Source organism: Streptomyces sp. NPDC014623, from assembly GCF_043088245.1.
Lineage (GTDB): Bacteria > Actinomycetota > Actinomycetes > Streptomycetales > Streptomycetaceae > Streptomyces.
On the sequence record NZ_JBIBZU010000008.1, the window covers coordinates 202,854 to 220,998 of the forward strand.

General features: G+C 71.5%; 16 protein-coding genes, 1 pseudogene and 1 riboswitch. Of the genes and pseudogenes, 1 reads left to right on the forward strand and 16 read right to left on the reverse strand.

Annotated elements, in window-relative coordinates:
- Positions 1-993 (forward strand): PRC and DUF2382 domain-containing protein, encoded by a 993-nt coding sequence (locus tag ACF1FZ_RS15755; protein WP_391773943.1) that lies wholly within the window; start codon positions 1-3, stop codon positions 991-993.
- A 57-nt stretch (positions 994-1,050) separates the two neighbouring features.
- Here the strand turns inward: ACF1FZ_RS15755 and ACF1FZ_RS15760 are convergent, their stop codons facing one another.
- The 16 genes and pseudogenes from ACF1FZ_RS15760 to ACF1FZ_RS15835 all read right to left on the reverse strand — a co-directional run bounded on the left by ACF1FZ_RS15760 (position 1,051) and on the right by ACF1FZ_RS15835 (position 18,094).
- Complete coding sequence (locus ACF1FZ_RS15760) at positions 1,051-1,896, reverse strand: ABC transporter ATP-binding protein (RefSeq protein ID WP_391773944.1); 846 nt, start codon at positions 1,894-1,896, stop codon at positions 1,051-1,053.
- Complete coding sequence (locus ACF1FZ_RS15765) at positions 1,893-2,978, reverse strand: FecCD family ABC transporter permease (RefSeq protein ID WP_391773945.1); 1,086 nt, start codon at positions 2,976-2,978, stop codon at positions 1,893-1,895. Before ACF1FZ_RS15765 ends, ACF1FZ_RS15760 begins: the two co-directional genes overlap by 4 nt.
- Positions 2,975-4,048 carry an ABC transporter substrate-binding protein gene (locus tag ACF1FZ_RS15770; RefSeq protein WP_391773946.1) on the reverse strand — a complete coding sequence of 358 codons (1,074 nt, stop codon included), beginning with the start codon at positions 4,046-4,048 and terminating at the stop codon, positions 2,975-2,977. The genes ACF1FZ_RS15765 and ACF1FZ_RS15770 overlap by 4 nt, the downstream gene beginning before the upstream one ends.
- 30 nt (positions 4,049-4,078) lie before the next feature.
- Positions 4,079-4,266, reverse strand: a riboswitch (cobalamin riboswitch).
- Positions 4,267-4,345: 79 nt separating this feature from the next.
- Positions 4,346-4,516, reverse strand: coding sequence for a hypothetical protein (locus ACF1FZ_RS15775; RefSeq protein WP_391773947.1), 171 nt, complete (start codon positions 4,514-4,516; stop codon positions 4,346-4,348).
- Entirely contained in the window at positions 4,513-6,363 is a 1,851-nt protein-coding gene (locus ACF1FZ_RS15780) for an acyl-CoA dehydrogenase (protein WP_391773948.1), read from the reverse strand. The genes ACF1FZ_RS15775 and ACF1FZ_RS15780 overlap by 4 nt, the downstream gene beginning before the upstream one ends.
- Positions 6,364-6,974: 611 nt before the next feature.
- The gene (locus tag ACF1FZ_RS15785; RefSeq protein WP_391773949.1) at positions 6,975-7,856 is read right to left on the reverse strand and encodes an ABC transporter substrate-binding protein; all 882 of its coding nucleotides are present in this window, start codon (positions 7,854-7,856) and stop codon (positions 6,975-6,977) included.
- On the reverse strand, positions 7,853-8,554 hold the full coding sequence (locus ACF1FZ_RS15790) for a GNAT family N-acetyltransferase (protein WP_391773950.1): 702 nt from the start codon (positions 8,552-8,554) through the stop codon (positions 7,853-7,855). Before ACF1FZ_RS15790 ends, ACF1FZ_RS15785 begins: the two co-directional genes overlap by 4 nt.
- 47 nt (positions 8,555-8,601) lie before the next feature.
- Positions 8,602-9,510: a YihY/virulence factor BrkB family protein gene (locus ACF1FZ_RS15795; protein WP_391773951.1), complete on the reverse strand. Its 909-nt coding sequence runs from the start codon at positions 9,508-9,510 to the stop codon at positions 8,602-8,604.
- Positions 9,511-9,619: 109 nt separating this feature from the next.
- Positions 9,620-9,937: a cupin gene (locus ACF1FZ_RS15800; protein WP_391773952.1), complete on the reverse strand. Its 318-nt coding sequence runs from the start codon at positions 9,935-9,937 to the stop codon at positions 9,620-9,622.
- 365 nt (positions 9,938-10,302) lie between these two features.
- Positions 10,303-11,484 (reverse strand): S8 family serine peptidase, encoded by a 1,182-nt coding sequence (locus ACF1FZ_RS15805; RefSeq protein ID WP_391773953.1) that lies wholly within the window; start codon positions 11,482-11,484, stop codon positions 10,303-10,305.
- Positions 11,485-11,861: 377 nt separating this feature from the next.
- Positions 11,862-12,152: pseudogene (locus tag ACF1FZ_RS15810) on the reverse strand (GTP-binding protein); the annotation flags it as partial.
- Positions 12,153-12,292: 140 nt separating this feature from the next.
- The gene (locus tag ACF1FZ_RS15815; RefSeq protein WP_391773954.1) at positions 12,293-13,357 is read right to left on the reverse strand and encodes an aldose epimerase family protein; all 1,065 of its coding nucleotides are present in this window, start codon (positions 13,355-13,357) and stop codon (positions 12,293-12,295) included.
- On the reverse strand, positions 13,357-14,394 hold the full coding sequence (locus tag ACF1FZ_RS15820; RefSeq protein WP_391773955.1) for a LacI family DNA-binding transcriptional regulator: 1,038 nt from the start codon (positions 14,392-14,394) through the stop codon (positions 13,357-13,359). Before ACF1FZ_RS15820 ends, ACF1FZ_RS15815 begins: the two co-directional genes overlap by 1 nt.
- Positions 14,395-14,454: 60 nt before the next feature.
- Complete coding sequence (locus tag ACF1FZ_RS15825; protein WP_391773956.1) at positions 14,455-15,498, reverse strand: ABC transporter permease; 1,044 nt, start codon at positions 15,496-15,498, stop codon at positions 14,455-14,457.
- Positions 15,495-16,493, reverse strand: coding sequence for an ABC transporter permease (locus ACF1FZ_RS15830; protein ID WP_391773957.1), 999 nt, complete (start codon positions 16,491-16,493; stop codon positions 15,495-15,497). Before ACF1FZ_RS15830 ends, ACF1FZ_RS15825 begins: the two co-directional genes overlap by 4 nt.
- Positions 16,490-18,094, reverse strand: a complete 1,605-nt coding sequence (locus ACF1FZ_RS15835; RefSeq protein WP_391773958.1) for a sugar ABC transporter ATP-binding protein — start codon at positions 18,092-18,094, stop codon at positions 16,490-16,492. The genes ACF1FZ_RS15830 and ACF1FZ_RS15835 overlap by 4 nt, the downstream gene beginning before the upstream one ends.
- Between the last annotated feature and the right edge of the window lie 51 nt (positions 18,095-18,145).

An 18,145-nucleotide genomic window follows, 5' to 3' on the forward strand; every position in this document is an offset into this window, starting at 1 on the left:
ATGGGAGCCGCTGACGGTTTCACGGATTCCGGAGAACTCGACGGTCTGACCGTCTACGACAGTGACGGAGAGAAGGTCGGCACAGTGGGACGGGTGTACGTCGACGACGACACCGGCAGGCCCGACTGGATCACGGTCAAGACCGGCATGTTCGGCATGAAGGAGAGCTTCGTACCGCTTGCAGGAGCCCGCCGCGTGGGCTCCGACCTGCACGTCTCGCATCCGAAGGAGCGGGTCAAGGACGCCCCCCGGGTCGACGCGGACGCGCACCTCTCCGTATCGGAGGAGGAGGAGCTCTACCGGCACTACGGAATGACCAGGAAGGGCGCCGGCCACGCCGGGGCGGGCGGCAACGCCCGTACGACGTCCGGAACCGGGACGGGAGCCATGGGTGCGGCCGGCGCAGCCGGTACCGCCCGCACGGCCGGGACCGGCCAGGCGAAGACGGCCGGCACCGCAGCAGGCGCGGGCAGGCACCGCGACACGGCGGACTCCTCCACGTCGCGTCCGCTCGCCGGAGCCGGAGCCGAACGGTCCGCCGCGGGTGCCGGAGGCCGGGAGGACATGATCCGGTCCGAGGAACAGCTCCAGGTGGGCACGGAGGAGTACGAGAGCGGAAAGGCACGCCTGCACAAGTACGTCGTGACCGAGAACGTCACGCGGACGGTCCCGGTGTCCCACGAAGAGGTACGCGTGGTGCGCGAGCCCATGCGGCCGGGCGAGAAGGTGACGGGCACGAAGGGAACGAACGACCTCGGCGAACAGGACGTCGAAGTCACCCTGCACGCCGAACGCGCCACCGTCCGCAAGGAGGCGGTCCCGGTGGAACGGGTCCACCTCGAGACCAGCAAGGTGACCGAACAGAAGGAAGTCTCCGCCGAGATCCGCAAGGAGAAGATCGACTACGCGGACGGCAAGGACACGGGCAGCGGCAAGGACACGGGCAGCGGCAAGGACACGGGCGGCGAGTTCGGCCAGGGACGTCGTCGCTGACCCCTCACACAGCGGCGAGAAGCCGCACGACAGCAGCGAGGGGCGGACCCGGGTGGTTCACGGGCCTGCCCCCTCGCCGCGTTGCGGGCCCCCTCGGGGGGCTCTTCCCGGCAGGAACCGCACCGAGGGGCGCCCCTCCGGCCCTTCGGGTGTCACCACCGCGCGTACGCGGTAGACATCGGCGATGAGTTCCTCGGTGATCACCTCCGAGGGCGTTCCGCCGGCCACCACGCGGCCTTCTCTCATCACCGTGACCCGGTCGCAGAACATCGCGGCCAGATTGAGGTCGTGCAGCGCGACCACGGTGGTGACGGGCAGTGCGGCGACCAGGGACAGCAGTTCCAGCTGGTGCTGGATGTCCAAGTGGTTCGTGGGTTCGTCCAGCAGGAGTTCACGCGGCTGCTGGGCCAGGGCACGGGCGATCTGGACGCGCTGGCGCTCACCACCGGACAGGGTGTGCCAGGACTGCCCGGCCCGGCCGGTGAGTCCGGTGTGCGCCAGGGCCTCGCGTACGGCGTCCTCGTCCTCGGAACCGGACGCCGACCAGGCGCGCCGGTGCGGGATGCGGCCGAGGCGGACGACGTCCAGCACGCTCAGGTCGACCTGGGTGACCGCGTGCTGGTCGACGACGGCGACGCGACGGGCCACGGCTCGCCGGCCGGTTTCGGCGAGCGTGCGTCCGTCGAGGGTGACGACACCCGCGCCGGGGGCGAGTACACCCGCCATCACCCGCAGCAGTGTGGTCTTGCCGCAGCCGTTCGGCCCGAGGAGGCCGACCGTGGTGCCGGGCGGCGGCGCGATGCTCACTCCGTCGAGGACGATTCTCCCGCCGGCCTCCCTGCTGACCCGCGCGGCCCGCAGGCCGTCGGCGGGGATGCCTTTCCCGTGCTCCTCCCGGCTCATGCGTTCCTCCGCGTGCGGTGGAGGACGAGGACGAAGGCGGGCACCCCGATGAGGGAGGTGACCACACCGACCGGGACCTCCTGCGGGTCGAGGACGGTCCTGGCCAGGGTGTCGGCCCAGACCAGGAAGACCGCTCCGGCGAGCACGGTCACCGGGAGCAACCTCCGGTGCCCGGCCCCCGTCAGCGCCCGGGCGGCATGCGGCAGAACGAGTCCGACGAACCCGATGGCGCCCGCCGAGCTGACGAGGGCGGCGGTCAGCAGCGCGGTCGTGCAGAGCAGCACCACCCGGGTGCGGGCCACGTGCACCCCGAGGGCTGCCGCGGCGTCCTGGCCGAAGGCGAAGGCGTCGAGGGTACGGGCATGGCCGAGACAGATCGTCAGGGTCGCCGCCAGTACGGCGGAGCACATCCACACGTCGGTCCAGCCTGCCCCGCTCAGCGAACCGAGCAGCCAGAAGAGCACACCCCGGGTCTGCTCCGCGTCGGCCGCGGTCATCACGACGAAGGAGGTGAGCGCGGAGAAGAGCTGCATGGCCGCGACGCCGGAGAGGACGACCCGGTCGGTGGATCCGCCGAGTGTGTGACTGAGCAGCAGGACGAGCGCGAACGAGCACAGCGCCCCGGCGAAGGCACCGCCGGAGACGGACACCGCTCCCCCGCCGACGCCCAGGACCACGACCACGACCGCACCGGTGGACGCACCCGAGGAGACGCCGAGGACGAACGGGTCGGCGAGCGGGTTGCGCAGCAGTGACTGCATCACGGCGCCGCACACCGCGAGTCCGGCCCCGCACACCGCGGCGAGCAGGGTGCGGGGCATGCGCAGGTCCCAGATGATGCCGTCCCGGACCGGGGTCAGCCGCCCGTCACCGAGGCCGAGGTGCGAGGCCACCGCCGACCACACGTCCGGGACGGAGATGCGGGCGGGTCCGATCGTGACGGCCACCGCGACGGACAGGAGCAGCAGAGCGACGCCGACGCCCCACAGGAGGCCGTCGCGCAGGAGCCGGGCTCCGGCGTCCGCCCGGGGCGCGGGCTGCCGGGCCCCGCGTACGTCCGGCGCATGGTCGGTCTTCGTCACCTTGCGAGTCCGAACGAGCGCAGCCCTGCCGCGACGCGTTCGACGCCCTCCACGGTCCGGATGGTCGGATTCATGGCCTGGCCGCTGAGCAGGACATAACGCTTGTGCCGGACGGCGTCCAGATTTTTCGTGGCGGGGTTGGACTCCAGGAACTCGATCTTCTTCTCGGCGCTCTCGGCCGTCTGCGACGTGCGGGTCAGGTCACCGATGACCAGCACGTCGGGGTCGCGGTCGGCGACCGTCTCCCAGTTGATCTGCGGCCATTCCTCGTGCGTGTCGTCGAAGACGTTCTTCGCGCCGAGTGCTTCGGTGATGATGCCGGGGGCGCCGCAGCAGCCCGCGAGGTAGGGAGCCTCGGCGTTGGCGAACCAGTAGAGCAGGGTGGCGTCGGACGCGTCGATGTCCGCCGCCGCCTTGTCGATGCGGCCTTCGAGGCTCGTGATCAGCTTCTCGCCCCGCTCCGGGACGCCGAACACCTCGGCCAGGTCGCGTACCTCGCCGTAGACGGGATCCATGGTCAGCGGTTCGGTGCGGGAGCCGTCGCTGCTGCCGTGGTTGTCCTTGCCCACGCAGTCGGCGGGCGAGAGGTACGTCGGTACGCCCAGTTCCGCGAACCGGTCACGGGATGCCACACCTCCCTTTCCCAGGGTGGATTCGAACGAGGCGCTGACGAAGTCAGGTTCCTCGGCGAGGACCTTCTCCGAGGAGGGCTGGTTCTCGGCGATCCGGGGCACGGTCGCTTCGTCCTTCTCCAGTCCCTTCATCACGGGGTCGGTCCAGGTCGCGCTTCCGGCGAGCCGGCCGGCGAGGCCCAGGGAGAGCAGGATCTCCGTCGATCCCTGGTTGAGGGAGACGGCGTGACGCGGTGGCGCGTCGACGGTCACCGTGCGGCCGCAGTTCTCCAGTGTCACGGGGAACCCGGCGGCTGCGGCCTCCCGTGTCTCGCCGTCGGGGGGGCTCACGCCACCGCCGCAGGCCGTGAGGACGACAAGTCCCGTGATGAGCAAAGCGGTTCGGCGTACGGTGCTGGTTATGCGCGGCACGGATTCCCTCGGCGTCCCAGGGCTCATGCGCGAAGCCCGCTACGGTGTTCCGCTCCCGGTACGGAAACGGTTGCCAGCAGGTCTTCGGACTCGGGTTCGTCCGGACGGGGCGCCTTCCCGGTGCACCCGAGGGTGTCCCAGTGGCCGTGGCCCCGCCCGTCCCCCTCACCGCTGCGCGTCAGCTCCGGATTCTCACCGGATTCCCTGACTCCACGTGGAGTGTGACTGGCGCCTGCAAGCTATCACGCGGCCTGTCGGCGCCCTTGGGGGGCCTGCCGGTACCGAGGAGGGCCGCTCCTCCGTACCGGCAGGCCGTCGGACGGGTCAGCGCTTGTGGTGAACCGATTCGCCGCCGCCCGTCTGCGGCTTCCCGCACCGGCGGGCGCACACGGACGCGGTGCCCCAGTAGGCCAGCAGCACGGTGCGCAGACCCAGGATCTCCAGGCGCTCGCCCAGGCGCCCGCACACCGTCCGTTCCCTGTTCGCCGTGCTCATCGGGTGGCCTCCGGGCCGGTCTTCCAGGGGCCCCGGGAGTCGTCGTACGCATCCGCGTACCCGGCTCCGGCGATCGGCCAGTCGGCGAGCAGTTCCTCGGGCAGGGCGAAGGAGTCGGCCAGTTCCGGGGCGTGGGCGGCGACAGCCGCGATCAGTTCCTCGGCAAACTCCGGCAGGGCGTCGACCTGGTCACCGCTCAGGAGTCCGGCGGCCAGCAGATCGCCGCTGTTACGAGCCACCCACTCGACGGCGAACAGCCGCTCCAGCTCGCCCATCCGGTCCCGGGCCGCCCCTTCGGGCAGCGCGGCGCGGGCCTCGGCGTACGCCTCTGCGGCCTGCCGGTACGCGAAGGCCTCGACGCCGCGCAGGGCGGGGCCCGAGGCCGCGTTCCACCGCCCGAGGGAGTCACTGTCGGGCGCCCTCAGGGCGCGGGTCCTGGCCCGTGCGAACCAGATGTCCTGGACCGAGGCGAGGAGCCGGCCGAGGAAACGCGGGTCGGTCAGGTCACCGGTGCCCGGGTCCCGGTCCGGGGCGCTCTCGCTGCCCGGTTCGGCGGCGAGGAGCATGTCGGCCGCCACCTTGACGCAGAGGGCGATGTTGTCGCCCTCGGCGGTGATGGCTCCTTCCACGCCCGTGACGAGTTCGGTCATGCCGTTGTTCTCCAGCAGCGCCTGCGCGCCGCAGCGTTCGCGGCTCTCGACGATCACCTCACGGGCCCGCCAGGTGATCCATGCCTTGGCGACGTCGACGAGCCTCCCCGCCTCCGTCCGGCCGCCCGCGTCCGTACAGGCTTCCCAGCGCTCCTGCGCCCTGCGGTACAGCAGGCTCATGGCGAAGACCGTGGCCATGGCCGAAGCGAGCGGTCCGTGGTGTGACCGGTGGGCGTTGACGGGCACGAGCGGCTTGCCCCGGCCCCCCGAGATCAGCCGGTGTCCGCCGTAGCGCACGGCGACTGCCAGGGTCGCGCGGGCCGATCCCGCCGCGCAGGCACTCATGGAGATCCGGCCGGGGGTGACCCGCCCGATCGAGGTCAGGAAGCGTCGCCGCCTGTCTCCGGGACCTGTTCTGAACTCCCCCGGGCTGTCGCCCTCCTCGCCGGATTCCAGCAGGGCGTCCCGGGCGACGAAGACCCGGTCGAACGAGGTCAGGCAGTGGTCCACCGGGCTGCCCATCCGTGCGGGGAGCCGCCGTACCCGGATACCCGGCAGCGCCTGTGCCTCGTCGGTGAGCGGTACCAGGAAGAGGCGTACCCCGTGGTCGGACCCGTCCGCCACCAGGCGTGCGGCGACCAGCCCGGACTTCGCTCCGCCCGCCGGACTGGTGTTGGGCATGAACTTCTGCGCGCCCGCGTTCGGGGTGTGCAGGACGAATCCGTCCCGTTCACGGTCGTACGTCGCGGTGGTCTCCATGGCGGACGCGTTGTTGCCGTGCGCCACCTCGGTACACAGGAAGGTGCCGATGCGCCGCATCGTCAGGTAGTCGGACAGATCGCGACGGACGACGCAGCCGTGGTCGAGGAGACTGCCGAGGAAGAGGTTGTAGTGGATGCCCGCCACGGTGGTGAGTGCGGGGTCCACCGGGCCCAGCCAGGCGTGCAGGGCGGCCAGCGCGCGTGGGTCGGCGGCGAGGCGTGCCCCGCTGTCGAGTGATTGGTTGAGGATCCGCAACCGGTCGTAGGCGAGGTCCAGTCGCTCTTCGGGCGTTCCGCCGGCAGGGCGGCGGAACGGTTCTGTGCTGATCAGCCGCTGCCAGAATCCGTGCTCGCGGCGGTGGTCCGGACCGAGGAGGGCCTCGGTCAGCAGTTCGGTGGTGGACGGTGGGTCGATGTCGGTAAGGGTCACGGTCATAACGAAATGAACGACCGGGGTACGGACTAGGACACCCTGGAGGTGCTCGGCTCTCCGGGACCGGTGCGCTGGTCAACGCCTCTTCCGGCTCCTCCTCGACGTCGAGGCCGGCCGTGGCGGCCCAGGTGGGGGCTCTGCCGCCGTCCGTAAGGGCCCGCACCCCGGCCGAGGGAGCTCGCTTTCTGCTTCGGGCAGCCCCCGGACGGCGGGGCCGGGCTCGGTCCGGGCCGTCCGTACGGAGCAGCGGACCGGCCCCCGCCCCGCTCGGGTGCGACGACGGGAGCGGCCGGCGGAGCGGGGGCGGCGCGCCCGGCCCACAGCAGCGTTCCGGCCGGCGGCACGCCGACCACCAGGCCGCCGGTTGCCCCGACGAGGTGCAGGGCGAGCGACTGCACGGAGAGGGCGGTAGCCCTCCCGGACACGCCGACGCGACGGTGCGGGAGGTCGTTCTCGCTGGGTCCTGCGGCGCCCAGGCCCAGGTAGGTGGACCGGTTCGTGTCCGACGACGCCACGGCCGGTCACGCGGAGCGCGCGTCGCTTTCCACGGCGGCAGCCTGGGGCGCCCGGCACTTCGCCGAACAGTTCTTGCAGAATTCTTCCGGGAGATCTGCTCAGTCGTCCGACGCCCCCTCCACCGCGTCCGCCACGAGCGCGAGGAAACGCGCATGGGCCTGCGGGCTGCACAGGGGTTCCGGGTTCCACGGCACGATCCGCGCGCGGCTCCCGGCAGCCTCCCAGGCGGGGGCGGTGATCTCGTCGAGCGGGATCGCGTTGGACCGGATGTCCGTCAGGACGATGCCGGGCTCCAGGGCTGCCGCGTCCGCCCAGCCGACGGTGGCCCAGTTGGCTCCGGCCCCCTCCGGCGGGGACACGAGACCGATCCCCAGTTCGTCCAGGACGCGCAGTTCGGGCCACATCCGGGGGCGGGCGGCATGGACCTGTTCCTGGTTCGCGGGCGAGAGGGCCAGCACCCCGGGGCCTCCGGAAGCGGAGCGGGCGGCCGCGCGGAGACGTGCGCGGGCGGCGTGCAGGTCAGCCGCTGCGGCCGGGGCCGGTGCGCCACCGAGCGAGCGGGCGAGTTCGGCGAACCGCTCGGCGACCCGGTCCAGGGTGCGGGCCTGGCCCACGTCGATGACGACGACCGGAACACTCTCCTCCAGGTGCTTGGCGGTGTCCGGGTCCAGTCCGTAGAGCTGGCCGTGGCCGTAGCTGACGGCGACGACCAGGTCGGGTGCGCCGCGTAACAGTGTGTCCACATCCAGGTCGGCACCCGAACCGCGGTAGTCCACGGCGCCCAGCGGGAGCGCGCCGGTCTTCGCACGGTCGGGCTCCGCCCCGTCGTGCCCGGAGCCGAATATGCCCTCCGGGCGTATCCCGTAGTCCCACAGCGTCGCTCCCGCCTGGACGTACGCGAGCACCCGGGACGGCCGGCGGTCCGCCGCCACCAGCCGGCCCCGGTCGTCCGCGAAATTCCACGCGCTCCGCTCCGTCATGCCCTCACCCCTCCGGACCGGCGCCCTGGGTCCTCCCCCGGGCTCGCCACCCCACTACCTGCCCAGCGCGCCGGCTCCGCACCCTCCGTCGAGCGCCCCAGACAGGTGAGTGCGCCGGGGACGGGTACGTCGACCACCCGGAACCCGAGCCGGTCGCAGAAGGCCCTGGCCGGGGTGTTCGCCGTCAGCATGGACAGATGGACCGCCCGGACCCCCTTCCGGTGCAGGGCGTCGAGGAACGCGTTCATCAGCTCCCGGCCGTACCCCTTGCGCCGCCACGGCGGCAACAGGTCGATGTGCAGGTGCGCGGGGTGGTCGTCCGGCTCCGGAAGGATCATGCGTCCGGGGCGGTGCAGGAGAGCAGTCATCGTCTCGGTGGGCGTTTCGGCTTCCCCTTCGGCTTCGGGGAAGCGGTCCGTGACCAGGGGGAGCCACACCGTCCGGAAGGCGTCCACGAACCGCCGGGTGTCCGCGGTTCCCAGGACGTGGCCGACCGCGCGTCCGGAGCCGTCGTCCAGGACCAAGACGAGTTCGGGCTCGAGGTGGGCGTAGGGCTCGGCGAACAGCGCGGGCATCAGCCCGGGGTCGGGACAAAGGTGCGTGCTGTCACCGCCGTTGTCGGCCGTGCGGACGCAGACGTCCGCGAGGTCCTTCCGATCGGCGGGCCGGTAGGGACGTACGTAAGCGGTCCGGGTCATCACCCCGTCCTCGCCGCATGGGGCGCTCCCACAAGGCCCTGGGGCCTTCAGGACGCCTCACCCCCCTGAAAGGTCCTTGTGCGGGCCAGTTCCACGTTGAACTGGGCGCCGGCCAGCAGGGCGAGATTGGTGAACCAGATCCAGATCAGGAAGACGACCAGCCCGGCCAGCGAACCGTACAGCCTGCTGTAGCTGCCGATGTGTGTCGCGTACAGCGCGAAACCGGCCGAGGCGATCAGCCACAGGAACGCGGCGAGCACCCCGCCGGGCAGCGCCTGCCGGACACTGCGGGCGGAGCGCGGACCGGTGCTGAAGAGAACCAGGATGAGGCAGGCGACCAGGCAGAGCATCACGGGCCATTTGAGCCCTTCCCAGAGGGTCTCGCTCGCCTGTGCCAGGCCCGCACGGCGTCCGAGCCAGCGAGCCAGAGGCCCGGTGAGCACGAGAGCGAAGGCGCTGGCCATCAACAGGACGAGCAGCCCCATGGCCGAGACCACGATCACGTGTACCTGGCGCAGGGCGGGCCTGGTGTCCTCCACCTGGTGCATGGCGTGCATCGCCCTGCGGAAGACCGCCAGATAGCTGGAGGCGGACCACACGGCGCTCACGCTGCCGGTGGCCACGAACAGCCAGACGGCGGTGCGCTCCTGGGTGGCCGCCTCCAGGGGCCGCCGCAGCGCCGCTCCGGACTCGGCCGGTGCGAAGGCCGTGATGTCGGTGATCAGGGCGTTGGTGGCTCCGGGGTTGGCCAGGCCGATGACGGAGACGGTGACGAGGAGAGCGGGGAGCAGCGCCAGGATGGCGTAGTAGGTGAGGGCGGCCGCCCAGTCGGAGAGGTCGTCGTTCCACAAGGAGACGGGGGTCCGGCGCAGAGCGGTGCGCCAGTGCCTCCTGGCGGTACGCCCTGCCGGGGGCACCGCGCGTTCCGCGACGGGGTCTTCGGTCCTGCTGGGCACGCGGATTCTCCGGGGGACGGGGGAAGGGCGGACGGCCGGGACGCCTCACGACGTGCCGGCTGCTCCCTTTCTCTCATGCCTCGGTCCTCCGGCCGTACTCCAGGCCGGCTCAGTCGTTCACCGCCGTGAGCAGCACCACCGCGTCCTCCAGGGCCAGCAGGCCGTGCCGCTCCTGGGGAATGGGGTGCAGCCCGCCCGCCGTGAGGTCCACGTCCCCGGAGCTCGCGGTGATCCTGACCGCACCGCGCAGCACCTGGAGTGAGGCGGCGGGAGGCGCGTTGTGCTCGTCGAGGACGGAGCCCTCGGTGAGCGCGATCACCGTCTGCCGCAGAGGCGCCTGCCGCAGCAGGAGATGCGCGCTGCGTCCATGTACGTGGGCGCGGGCTGCGGCCAGGTGCTCGTCGGCAAGAGCGTTGAGATCGTCCATACGACCACTGTGCCGCAGCCCTCGCCCGCCCGCTAACGCGTCCGGCGCGGCCGGACCGCCGTAGCCGGCCCCGGCCCCTCTCCCCGGTGCGGGTGGGTGGTGCCGGGGAGGAGCCGGGCGGCCGCCCGGCCCTGGGAGCGGGGCAGCCGGCGTCCGGGGGGCCGGCCGTGGTCCCGGAACACACCAGGACGCCGGCGATGGGGAGGTGGCGGAAGACGTCGCCGTGGGCGCCGTGCGGACCTGCGCGCGGTCGGGCGGCTGTTCCGCGCTCAGCCGCAAGCCGCCCGAGAAGGGCCTGGTCCACGAGACGGCGAGGAGCGGGGGCCGCAGGGAGCGGGCCCCGCTCCCGTGGCACCGGCCGGAGGTCAGAGACCACCGGCGTACAGGAGCCGGTCGGGCGAGCCGGAGCCCAGACCGGTCAGGACGTCCGGGGTCGCCTCGGCGGCGAGCCGGTCCGCGACTTCCTGCGGCGTCGCGTCGGGCTTCCGCTCCATGTGGAGCGCCGCGACACCGGCGACGTGCGGGCTGGACATGGACGTTCCGCTCAACGTCGTGGAACCGCCGCCGAGGCCCGCGGAGACGATGTCCACGCCCGGGGCGTACAGCCACACGCAGCTGCCCCAGTTGCTGAACGTCGCCTGCCGGTCCCGGGCGTCGCTCGCCCCCACGGCGAGTACGCCGTCGGCGCGGGCCGGGGACACGTCACAGGCGTCCTGGTCCTCGTTGCCCGCCGCGACCACGGGCAGGGTGCCCTGCGCCGCGAGCGCGTCGAACGCGTCGTCGACGGCCGACGACGCGGGCCCACCGAGCGAGGCGTTGACCACGGCCGGCTGCTCGGCGTTCCGGGCGATCCAGTCGAGACCGGCGATGACCCCGGCCCACGTGCCCGAGCCCTCGCAGTTGAGCACCCGCACCGGCACCAGGGAGGCGGCGGGGGCGACACCGTGGGTCGCACCGGCCACGGTTCCGGCCACGTGCGTGCCGTGACCGTTGCAGTCCTCGCCGTTACGGCCGTCACCGATCGCGTCGTACCCGGCGCCCACCCGGCCTCCGAACTCGCTGTGGGCGGATTCGATGCCGGTGTCGAGGATGTACGCGGTCACCCCCTGCCCCGTGCCGTCCACGTCGTAGGTGCCGTCCAGCGGCAGCTCCCGCTGGTCGATGCGGTCCTGCCCCCAGCTCCCGGCCACGGCCCGCTTCTCCGCCGCCACGGCGGCGGGGGGCGAGACGGAGGCCTCGCTGTTCTCCTCGACCGCCTGGACACCTGCCGCGCCGCGCACCTGCTCGAGCTGGGCGGCGGTGAGCGAGGCCGCGAAACCGTGCAGGACCTTGCTGTAGGTGAAGAGAGTACGGAGACCGAGCTGCTCGGCCATGGTGCCCGGCTTCTGCTCGGGCGAGAGAGTGACGATGTACTGACCGGGCACGGCTCGGGCCGACTTCTGCACCGGCACCCGGGTTTCGCCGGTGTCGGCCGTGGCCGTGGTGGTGCCGATCAGGGGGACGATCAGCAGTAGAGCGGCCGGTGCCCAGCGGGCGCGCAGGCGCATGCGTTCTCCTTGAGACGGAGGAGCGGATCACGGACCCGTCAGGTCCGCAAAGTACGAACACCTGATCTTTCGTCCATATCTCCGGCGGGCCTGAGCCGCGTCAGCCGGACAGCGCAACGATCGGTACCGGGGCAAGCCCATCCGGCCGACCGCATGAAGGTTCCGCTTTCTCCTGCGGGCGAAGACGGACCCGTCCCGACGGGGACGTCGATGCCGTGTGCGGTCGTCATGAGGCCATCGGGCGACCGGGACATCGGTTCCGGACGGCGACGGCCGGAGGAACGGCCGCGGCGTTGCGCCCTTCCCGCGGCCGGACGAGGGGCGAGCGGTCCTCCTCGTCGGGCCGGACACCCGGCACTTCACGGTCTCTGGCCCCGGGACACGACCAGCACCGCGCCGTCGAGCACGCCGAGGACCCGTTCCGCCTCGGCGATGAAGTCGGGGTGGCCGGTGGTGTCGATCAGGTCGACCGTGACGCCGTCGACGGTGAAGGACACCACGGCGGACCTGATGGTGATGCCGCGCTGCCGCTCCGGGGCCAGGGAGCCGGTCTGTGTGCTGCCGTCGTCGGCGCTGCCGATCGCGCCGACGACTCCGGCATCGTGGAGCAGCCGCTCGGTCAGGCTGCTCTCACCCGCGTCGACATGCGCCAGAATTCCCAGGTTCAATGTGTGCGCTGGGCTTCAGGTCCTCGAGACAGGTGTGAATTCCCTTTCGGGTGGACACAGAAGCTCGGCGCACGGACATCTCCCGGATTGATCAGCTGGTGCCGGAATTCCAGCAGGCCACCGCGCCGGAGGGCAATCGATCAGTTCCTCAGGTGCGGGAAACGCAGTTCGGTACGGCTGCGGGCGGTCTCGCCGGGGCGCAGCACTGTGCTGGGGAGGTCGGGCCGGTTGGGTGAGTCGGGCAGGTGCTGGGTCTCCAGGCAGATCGAGCCGTGGCGTTCGTGGCGGCGGCCGGCGCCGTCGGTGAAGGAGCCGTCGAGCTGGTTGGCGGTGTAGACCTGGATGCCGGGCTCCGTCGTCCACACCTCCAGGACACGTGTCGCGTCCGGGGCGGTGAGACGTGCGGCACGGCGCAGGCAGCCGTCGGCGTCCCGCAGTACCCAGCAGTGGTCGAAGCCGCCCGCGGCACGCAGTTGTCCGTTCTCGGTGCCGAGGCATTTCCCGATGACCCGGGGAGTGGTGAGGTCGAAGGGTGTTCCGCGGACCTCGGCAGGCGCTCCCAGGGGGATGCCGTCGTCGTCCACCGGAAGATAGGTGCCTGCGTCGACCTCCAAGTGGTGCCCGAGGACGTCCTCGTGGCCGGCCAGGTCGAAATAGGCGTGGTTGGTGAGGTTGACGACCGTGGGGCGGTCGGTGACCGAGGCGTAGTCGACGGCCAGCGTGCCCGCCGTGTCGAGGGTGTACGTGACGGTGGTGTCCAGGGCCCCGGGGAAGCCCATGTCTCCGTCAGGGCTGTGCAGGGTGAGTTGTACGGAGACGCTGTCGCCGGTCCGGCCGGCGGTGGCTTCCCACACCTTGGTGTGGAATCCGTCCGGGCCTCCGTGCAGGGCGTGGCCCCGGTCGTTGGCGGGGATGTGGTGCTCGGATCCGTCCAGGACGAAGCGGCCGTGGGCGATGCGATTGGCGTAACGGCCGACGACGGCACCGAAGTAGGGGTGCTTGGCGGTGTAGTCGTCGAGGGTCGCGAGGGACCGGACGACGGAGGAGGTGGCGCCCGTGGTGTCCGGCACGGTGAGGTGGTGCAGGGACGCGCCGTAGGTCAGTATCCCGGCGTGGACCCCCGTCCCGCTGTCGAGGGTCCACAGGTCGGCCGGGGCCCCCTGGACGGAGCCGAACGGGGTGCGGTGCACGGTGGGGCGCGGCATCAGAGGTCCTCGGTGGGGCCGGAGTCGGAGGCGGGTGTGGTGGATTCGCGGACGACGAGCCGGTAGCCGGGGCGTGGCCTGCGCGGTTCGGCGACGGGTTCGCCCGAGAGCTGTGCGACGAGGCTGTCGACGGCGAGGCGGGCGATCGCCTCCTTGTCGGGGGCGATGGTGGTGAGCGTGGTGGTGGTGTAGCGGCTCTCCTCGATGTCGTCGAAACCGACGACGGCGATGTCGTCCGGGATGCGCAGGCCTCGTTCGGTGACGGTCCGCATCGCTCCGATGGCGATGAGGTCGTTGTACGCGAATACGGCGTCGGGCGGATCCTCCCGGTCCAGGAGCTGCGCCATGCCGCAGGCGCCGTCCTCACGGCCGTAGCCGTCGGTGACCACGACGAGGGATTCGTCCGGTGTGATGCCGGCGGCCGTGAGTTCCTCGCGCCAGCCCCTCAGCCGCAGGTGCGCGGGCTGGCGTTCCCGGCCGGTGCGCGATCCGAGGAAGGCGATCCGCCGGTTTCCCTGGCCGACGAGGTGGCGCACGGCCGCGCGGGCCGCCGCGACGTTGTCGATGGCGATGTGGTCGTAGGGCGCCTCGTACTCGCGCTCGCCCAGCAGGACCAGCGGCGCCGTTTCGGTACGCGCCATGAGGTCCTCGGTCTCCAGGTGGATGGGGCTGAGGATGAGGCCGTCGATCACATGGGACCGGAAACCCTGACTGACCAGGAGTTCCTTCTCCCTGAGACCGGCGGTGTGGTCGACCAGGACGGTGTAGTCGTGCCGGGCGGCCGCGTCGATGACCGCTCCGGCCAGTTCCGCGAAGTACGGGTTGCCGAATTCGGGGACGGCGAGAGCGATGATGCCTGTGCGGCCCTTGCGCAGATGGCGAGCGGTGAGGTTCGGCCGGTAGCCGAGCTCGTCGATCGCCTGCTGCACCCTGGCGCGCATGGCGGGTGTGACGTGCTGATAGTTGTTCACCACGTTCGACACGGTCTTGATGGACACGCCCGCCCGTTGTGCAACGTCCTTGAGGCTGACGCCCACGGCACTCCTTGGTTCGGCTCGGTTCGGCTCGGTGTCCGGCCCTGTCCGGCCGGCTCGTCGTCAGGTGCTTCTGCGACTGCGCGCGAGATAGCGCTGGGCCACCACGACAACGATAAGGAAGCCGCCGCTGACCACGGACTGGTAGGAGGAGTTGAGCGAGCCGATCTGGTTGATCAGGTTCTGGATGACGGCCAGCAGCAGGACGCCCCACAGGGTTCCGCTGATGGACCCGGCGCCTCCGGCGAGGAGGGTGCCGCCGATGACGACCGCGGAGATCGCGTCGAGTTCCATGCCCACGCCGACGATGGTGACTCCGGAGGACAGCCTGGCCGCGTTGAGGGCGCCGGCGAGTCCGGCGAGCAGGCCGCTGAGCGTGTAGACGAGGATTTTCGTACGGGCGACGGGGAGGCCCATCAGGGTGGCCGCGTCGCTGCTGCCGCCCACGGCGAAGAGGGTCTGGCCGAACGAGGTGCGCTGCAGGACGAGTCCGCCGGCTCCGAAGAGCACGAGGGCGATGAGGACCGGGTGACCGAAGCCCCAGAGGCTGCCCTGGCCGAGCTCGCCGAAGGCGGAGTCCTTGGGCACCAGATAGGTGGTGGCGCCCTCGTCGGTGAGGGCGAGCAGCAGGCCGCGGGCGCCCAGCAGGGTGGCGAGGGTGACGATGAAGGGTGCCATGTTCCCACGGGCGATCAGGAGCCCGTTGAGCAGGCCGGTTCCGCCGCACACCAGGAGGGGGACCAGCAGTGCGGCGAGGAAGCCGTACTGCGATGCCCAGGCGGCGAGGACTCCCCCGAGGGCGAAGACCGACCCGACGGACAGGTCGATGCCGCCCGTGATGATGACCATCGTCATGCCGAGCGCGACCACGGCGAGGAAGGACGCCTGGATGGTCACCCCACGGGCGTTGTCCAGGGACGCGAACGTCGGGTAGACGAACGAGGCGGCGACCACGACGGCCAGCAGGACCGCGAGGACACCCTGGCGTTGCAGGAGTTCGGCGGCGCGCTGTCGGCCGGTCTGCTCGGGGCCGGTGCCGGGGCGGGCCGCGGGCTCTTTCGGCGGCATCGGGGCCGGGGCGGTGGTGGCGGACTTGGTTTCGTTCATCGGGACCGACGCTCCCGGGCGACGTAGACGGCGGCGATGATGATGGCCGCCTGGGCGATCTGTGCGGTGGAGTCGGGCAGGTCGTGCTTGACGAGGGTGGCGCGCAGGAGCTGCATGAGCAGGGCGCCCGCCACGGTGCCGAGCACCCGGACGGAGCCGCCGTTCAGGGGGGTGCCGCCGACCACGACCGCCGTGATCGCGGAGAGTTCCATGAGGGTGCCGAGCGAGGACGGGTCGCTCGCGGTGAGCCTGGCCGTGGCGAGGATTCCGGCGAGGGCCGCGAGCACCCCGCAGATCACGTACACGCCGATGAGGATCCGCTTGACGGGCAGCCCGGCGAGTGCGGCGGCGGACCGGTTTCCGCCGACGGCGACGACCTGCCGGCCGAAGGTGGTGCGCTGCACCAGGAAGGCGACGGCGAGGGCCAGCACCCCGGCGATCAGGACGACCAGCGGGATGCCGAGGACGGAGCCGGTTCCCAGCGACAGCAGGTCGGGGTTGACGATCTGCTTGAGCTGGCCGTCGGCCATGACGAGGGCGAGTCCGCGGCCTCCGACGAAGAGGGCCAGTGTGGCGACGATGGGCTGCAGCCCGACGAGGGAGACGAGGGCGCCGTTGACCGCTCCGACGACCGCGCCTGCCAGGAGGGCCACGACGAGCGCGGGCACGAGCCCGTATCCGAGGTAGAGCGGGAGGAATGCGGCGGCGAGCGCCATGGTCGAACCGACGGACAGGTCGACGCCCTCGGTACCGATGACCAGGGCCATGCCCAGGGCGACGATGACGATGGGGGCGACCTGGACGAGCTGGGTGCGGAAGTTGTCGGCGGTCATGAAGTGGTCGGTGAACAGGGCGTTGAAGAGCAGCACCACCGCCACGGCCACGTAGACACCGTATTTCTGGTACCAGGCGGGATCACGCAGCCGGGCCAGGGGATCCACGGACTTCCGGGGGGTGCCGCCCTTCGTGGGCGGTGCGACGGCGGTCTGGGTCATCGGGGGTCCTCCTGGGCGGCCGGGGCCCTGTCCGCCGGCTCCGGTGCGTGATCGGCGAGCACTTCGAGCAGCCGGCCTTCGGCGACCTCGTCGCCCGACAGCTCACCCGCGACCGCTCCGCCGCGCAGCACGACGATGCGGTCGGCGCCTTCGATGAGTTCCTCGATGTCCGAGGAGATGAGCAGGACGGCGAGTCCCTCGCGGGCGAGGTCGTCGATGAGGCTCTGGACCTCGGCCTTGGCTCCGACGTCGATGCCACGGGTGGGTTCGTCGAGGAGCAGGACCTTGGGCTCCAGGCAGAGCCAGCGGGCCAGCAGGACCTTCTGCTGGTTGCCGCCGGAGAGCTCACCGACCTTCTGCTCGGGGCTCGACGCCTTGATCCACAGGCGTTTCATGAAGATGTCGACGATCCGGTCCTGCTTGGCGCGCGAGACGACACCGGCCCGGGAGAGGCGGGGCATCGCCGCCAGCACGATGTTCTCGCGGACGGAGAGGCCGGGCACGATGCCTTCCGCCTTGCGGTCCTCGGGCAGCAGGCTGATGCCGGCACGGATGGCGGCGGCCGGGGTGAGCCGCTTCAGGGTGGTGCCGTCGACGGTGAGTTCGCCCGCGTCCAGGGGCAGGGCGCCGGACAGCGCCTTGGCCGTCTCGCTGCGGCCGGATCCGAGGAGGCCTCCGAGACCGAGCACCTCTCCCGCGTACAGGGAGACGGATATGTCGTGGAGCTGGAGGCGGCTGGAGAGGCCGGTCGCGGTGAGTACGGGTGTGCGGGCGGCCTCGTGTCCCTCCGCGGCGAAGCTGGTGACGCCGGAACGGCGTACCTCGGAGAGATCGCGGCCGAGCATCATGGACACGAGCCGCATCCGGTCGAGGCCGGCGAGCTCGCCGGTGTGGATGTGACGTCCGTCGCGCAGGACGGTGACGCGGTCGCAGATCCGGTAGAGCTCGTCCATGCGGTGGCTGACGTACAGGACGGCGATGTCCTGGCTCCGCAGACGTTCGATGACGCGGAAGAGGGTTTCCACCTCGCGTGGTTCGAGTGAGGAGGTGGGTTCGTCCATGATGACGACCTGGGCGTCGACGGACACCGCGCGGGCGAGCGCGACCATCTGCTGGGTGCCGACCCCGAGGGTGTGCAGGGGGCGCCGGGGGTCGACGCGTACGCCGAACCCGTCGAGCAGCTCGCCCGTCTCCTGGTGCATACGGGCGAAGTCGATGAGGCCGAACCTGTTCTTGGGCTCGCGCCCCAGGAAGATGTTCCGCGCCACGCTCATCAGCGGGACGAGGTTGACCTCCTGGTAGATCGTGGAGATCCCCGCCTGCTGTGCCTCGAACGGCCGGGCGAACCGTACCGGTTCGCCGGTCATCCGCAGTTCGCCGCCGTCCGGCCGGTACACGCCGGTCAGCACCTTGATGAGGGTGGATTTGCCCGCGCCGTTCTCACCGACCAGCGCGTGGATCTCCCCCGCGCGCAGGGAGAAGGTGACATCGTCGAGGGCGACGACGCCGGGAAACCGTTTGCTCACCGAGCGGGCTTCGAGCACGGCGGAGACCTGACCGGTCGCCTCCGGTGCCTGAGGTACTGCTTCGGGTGGTGCCATGGGGGTGCTTGGCCTTCCGCTGTCCAAGGGTGGGGGCCTGGGAGCCGCCGC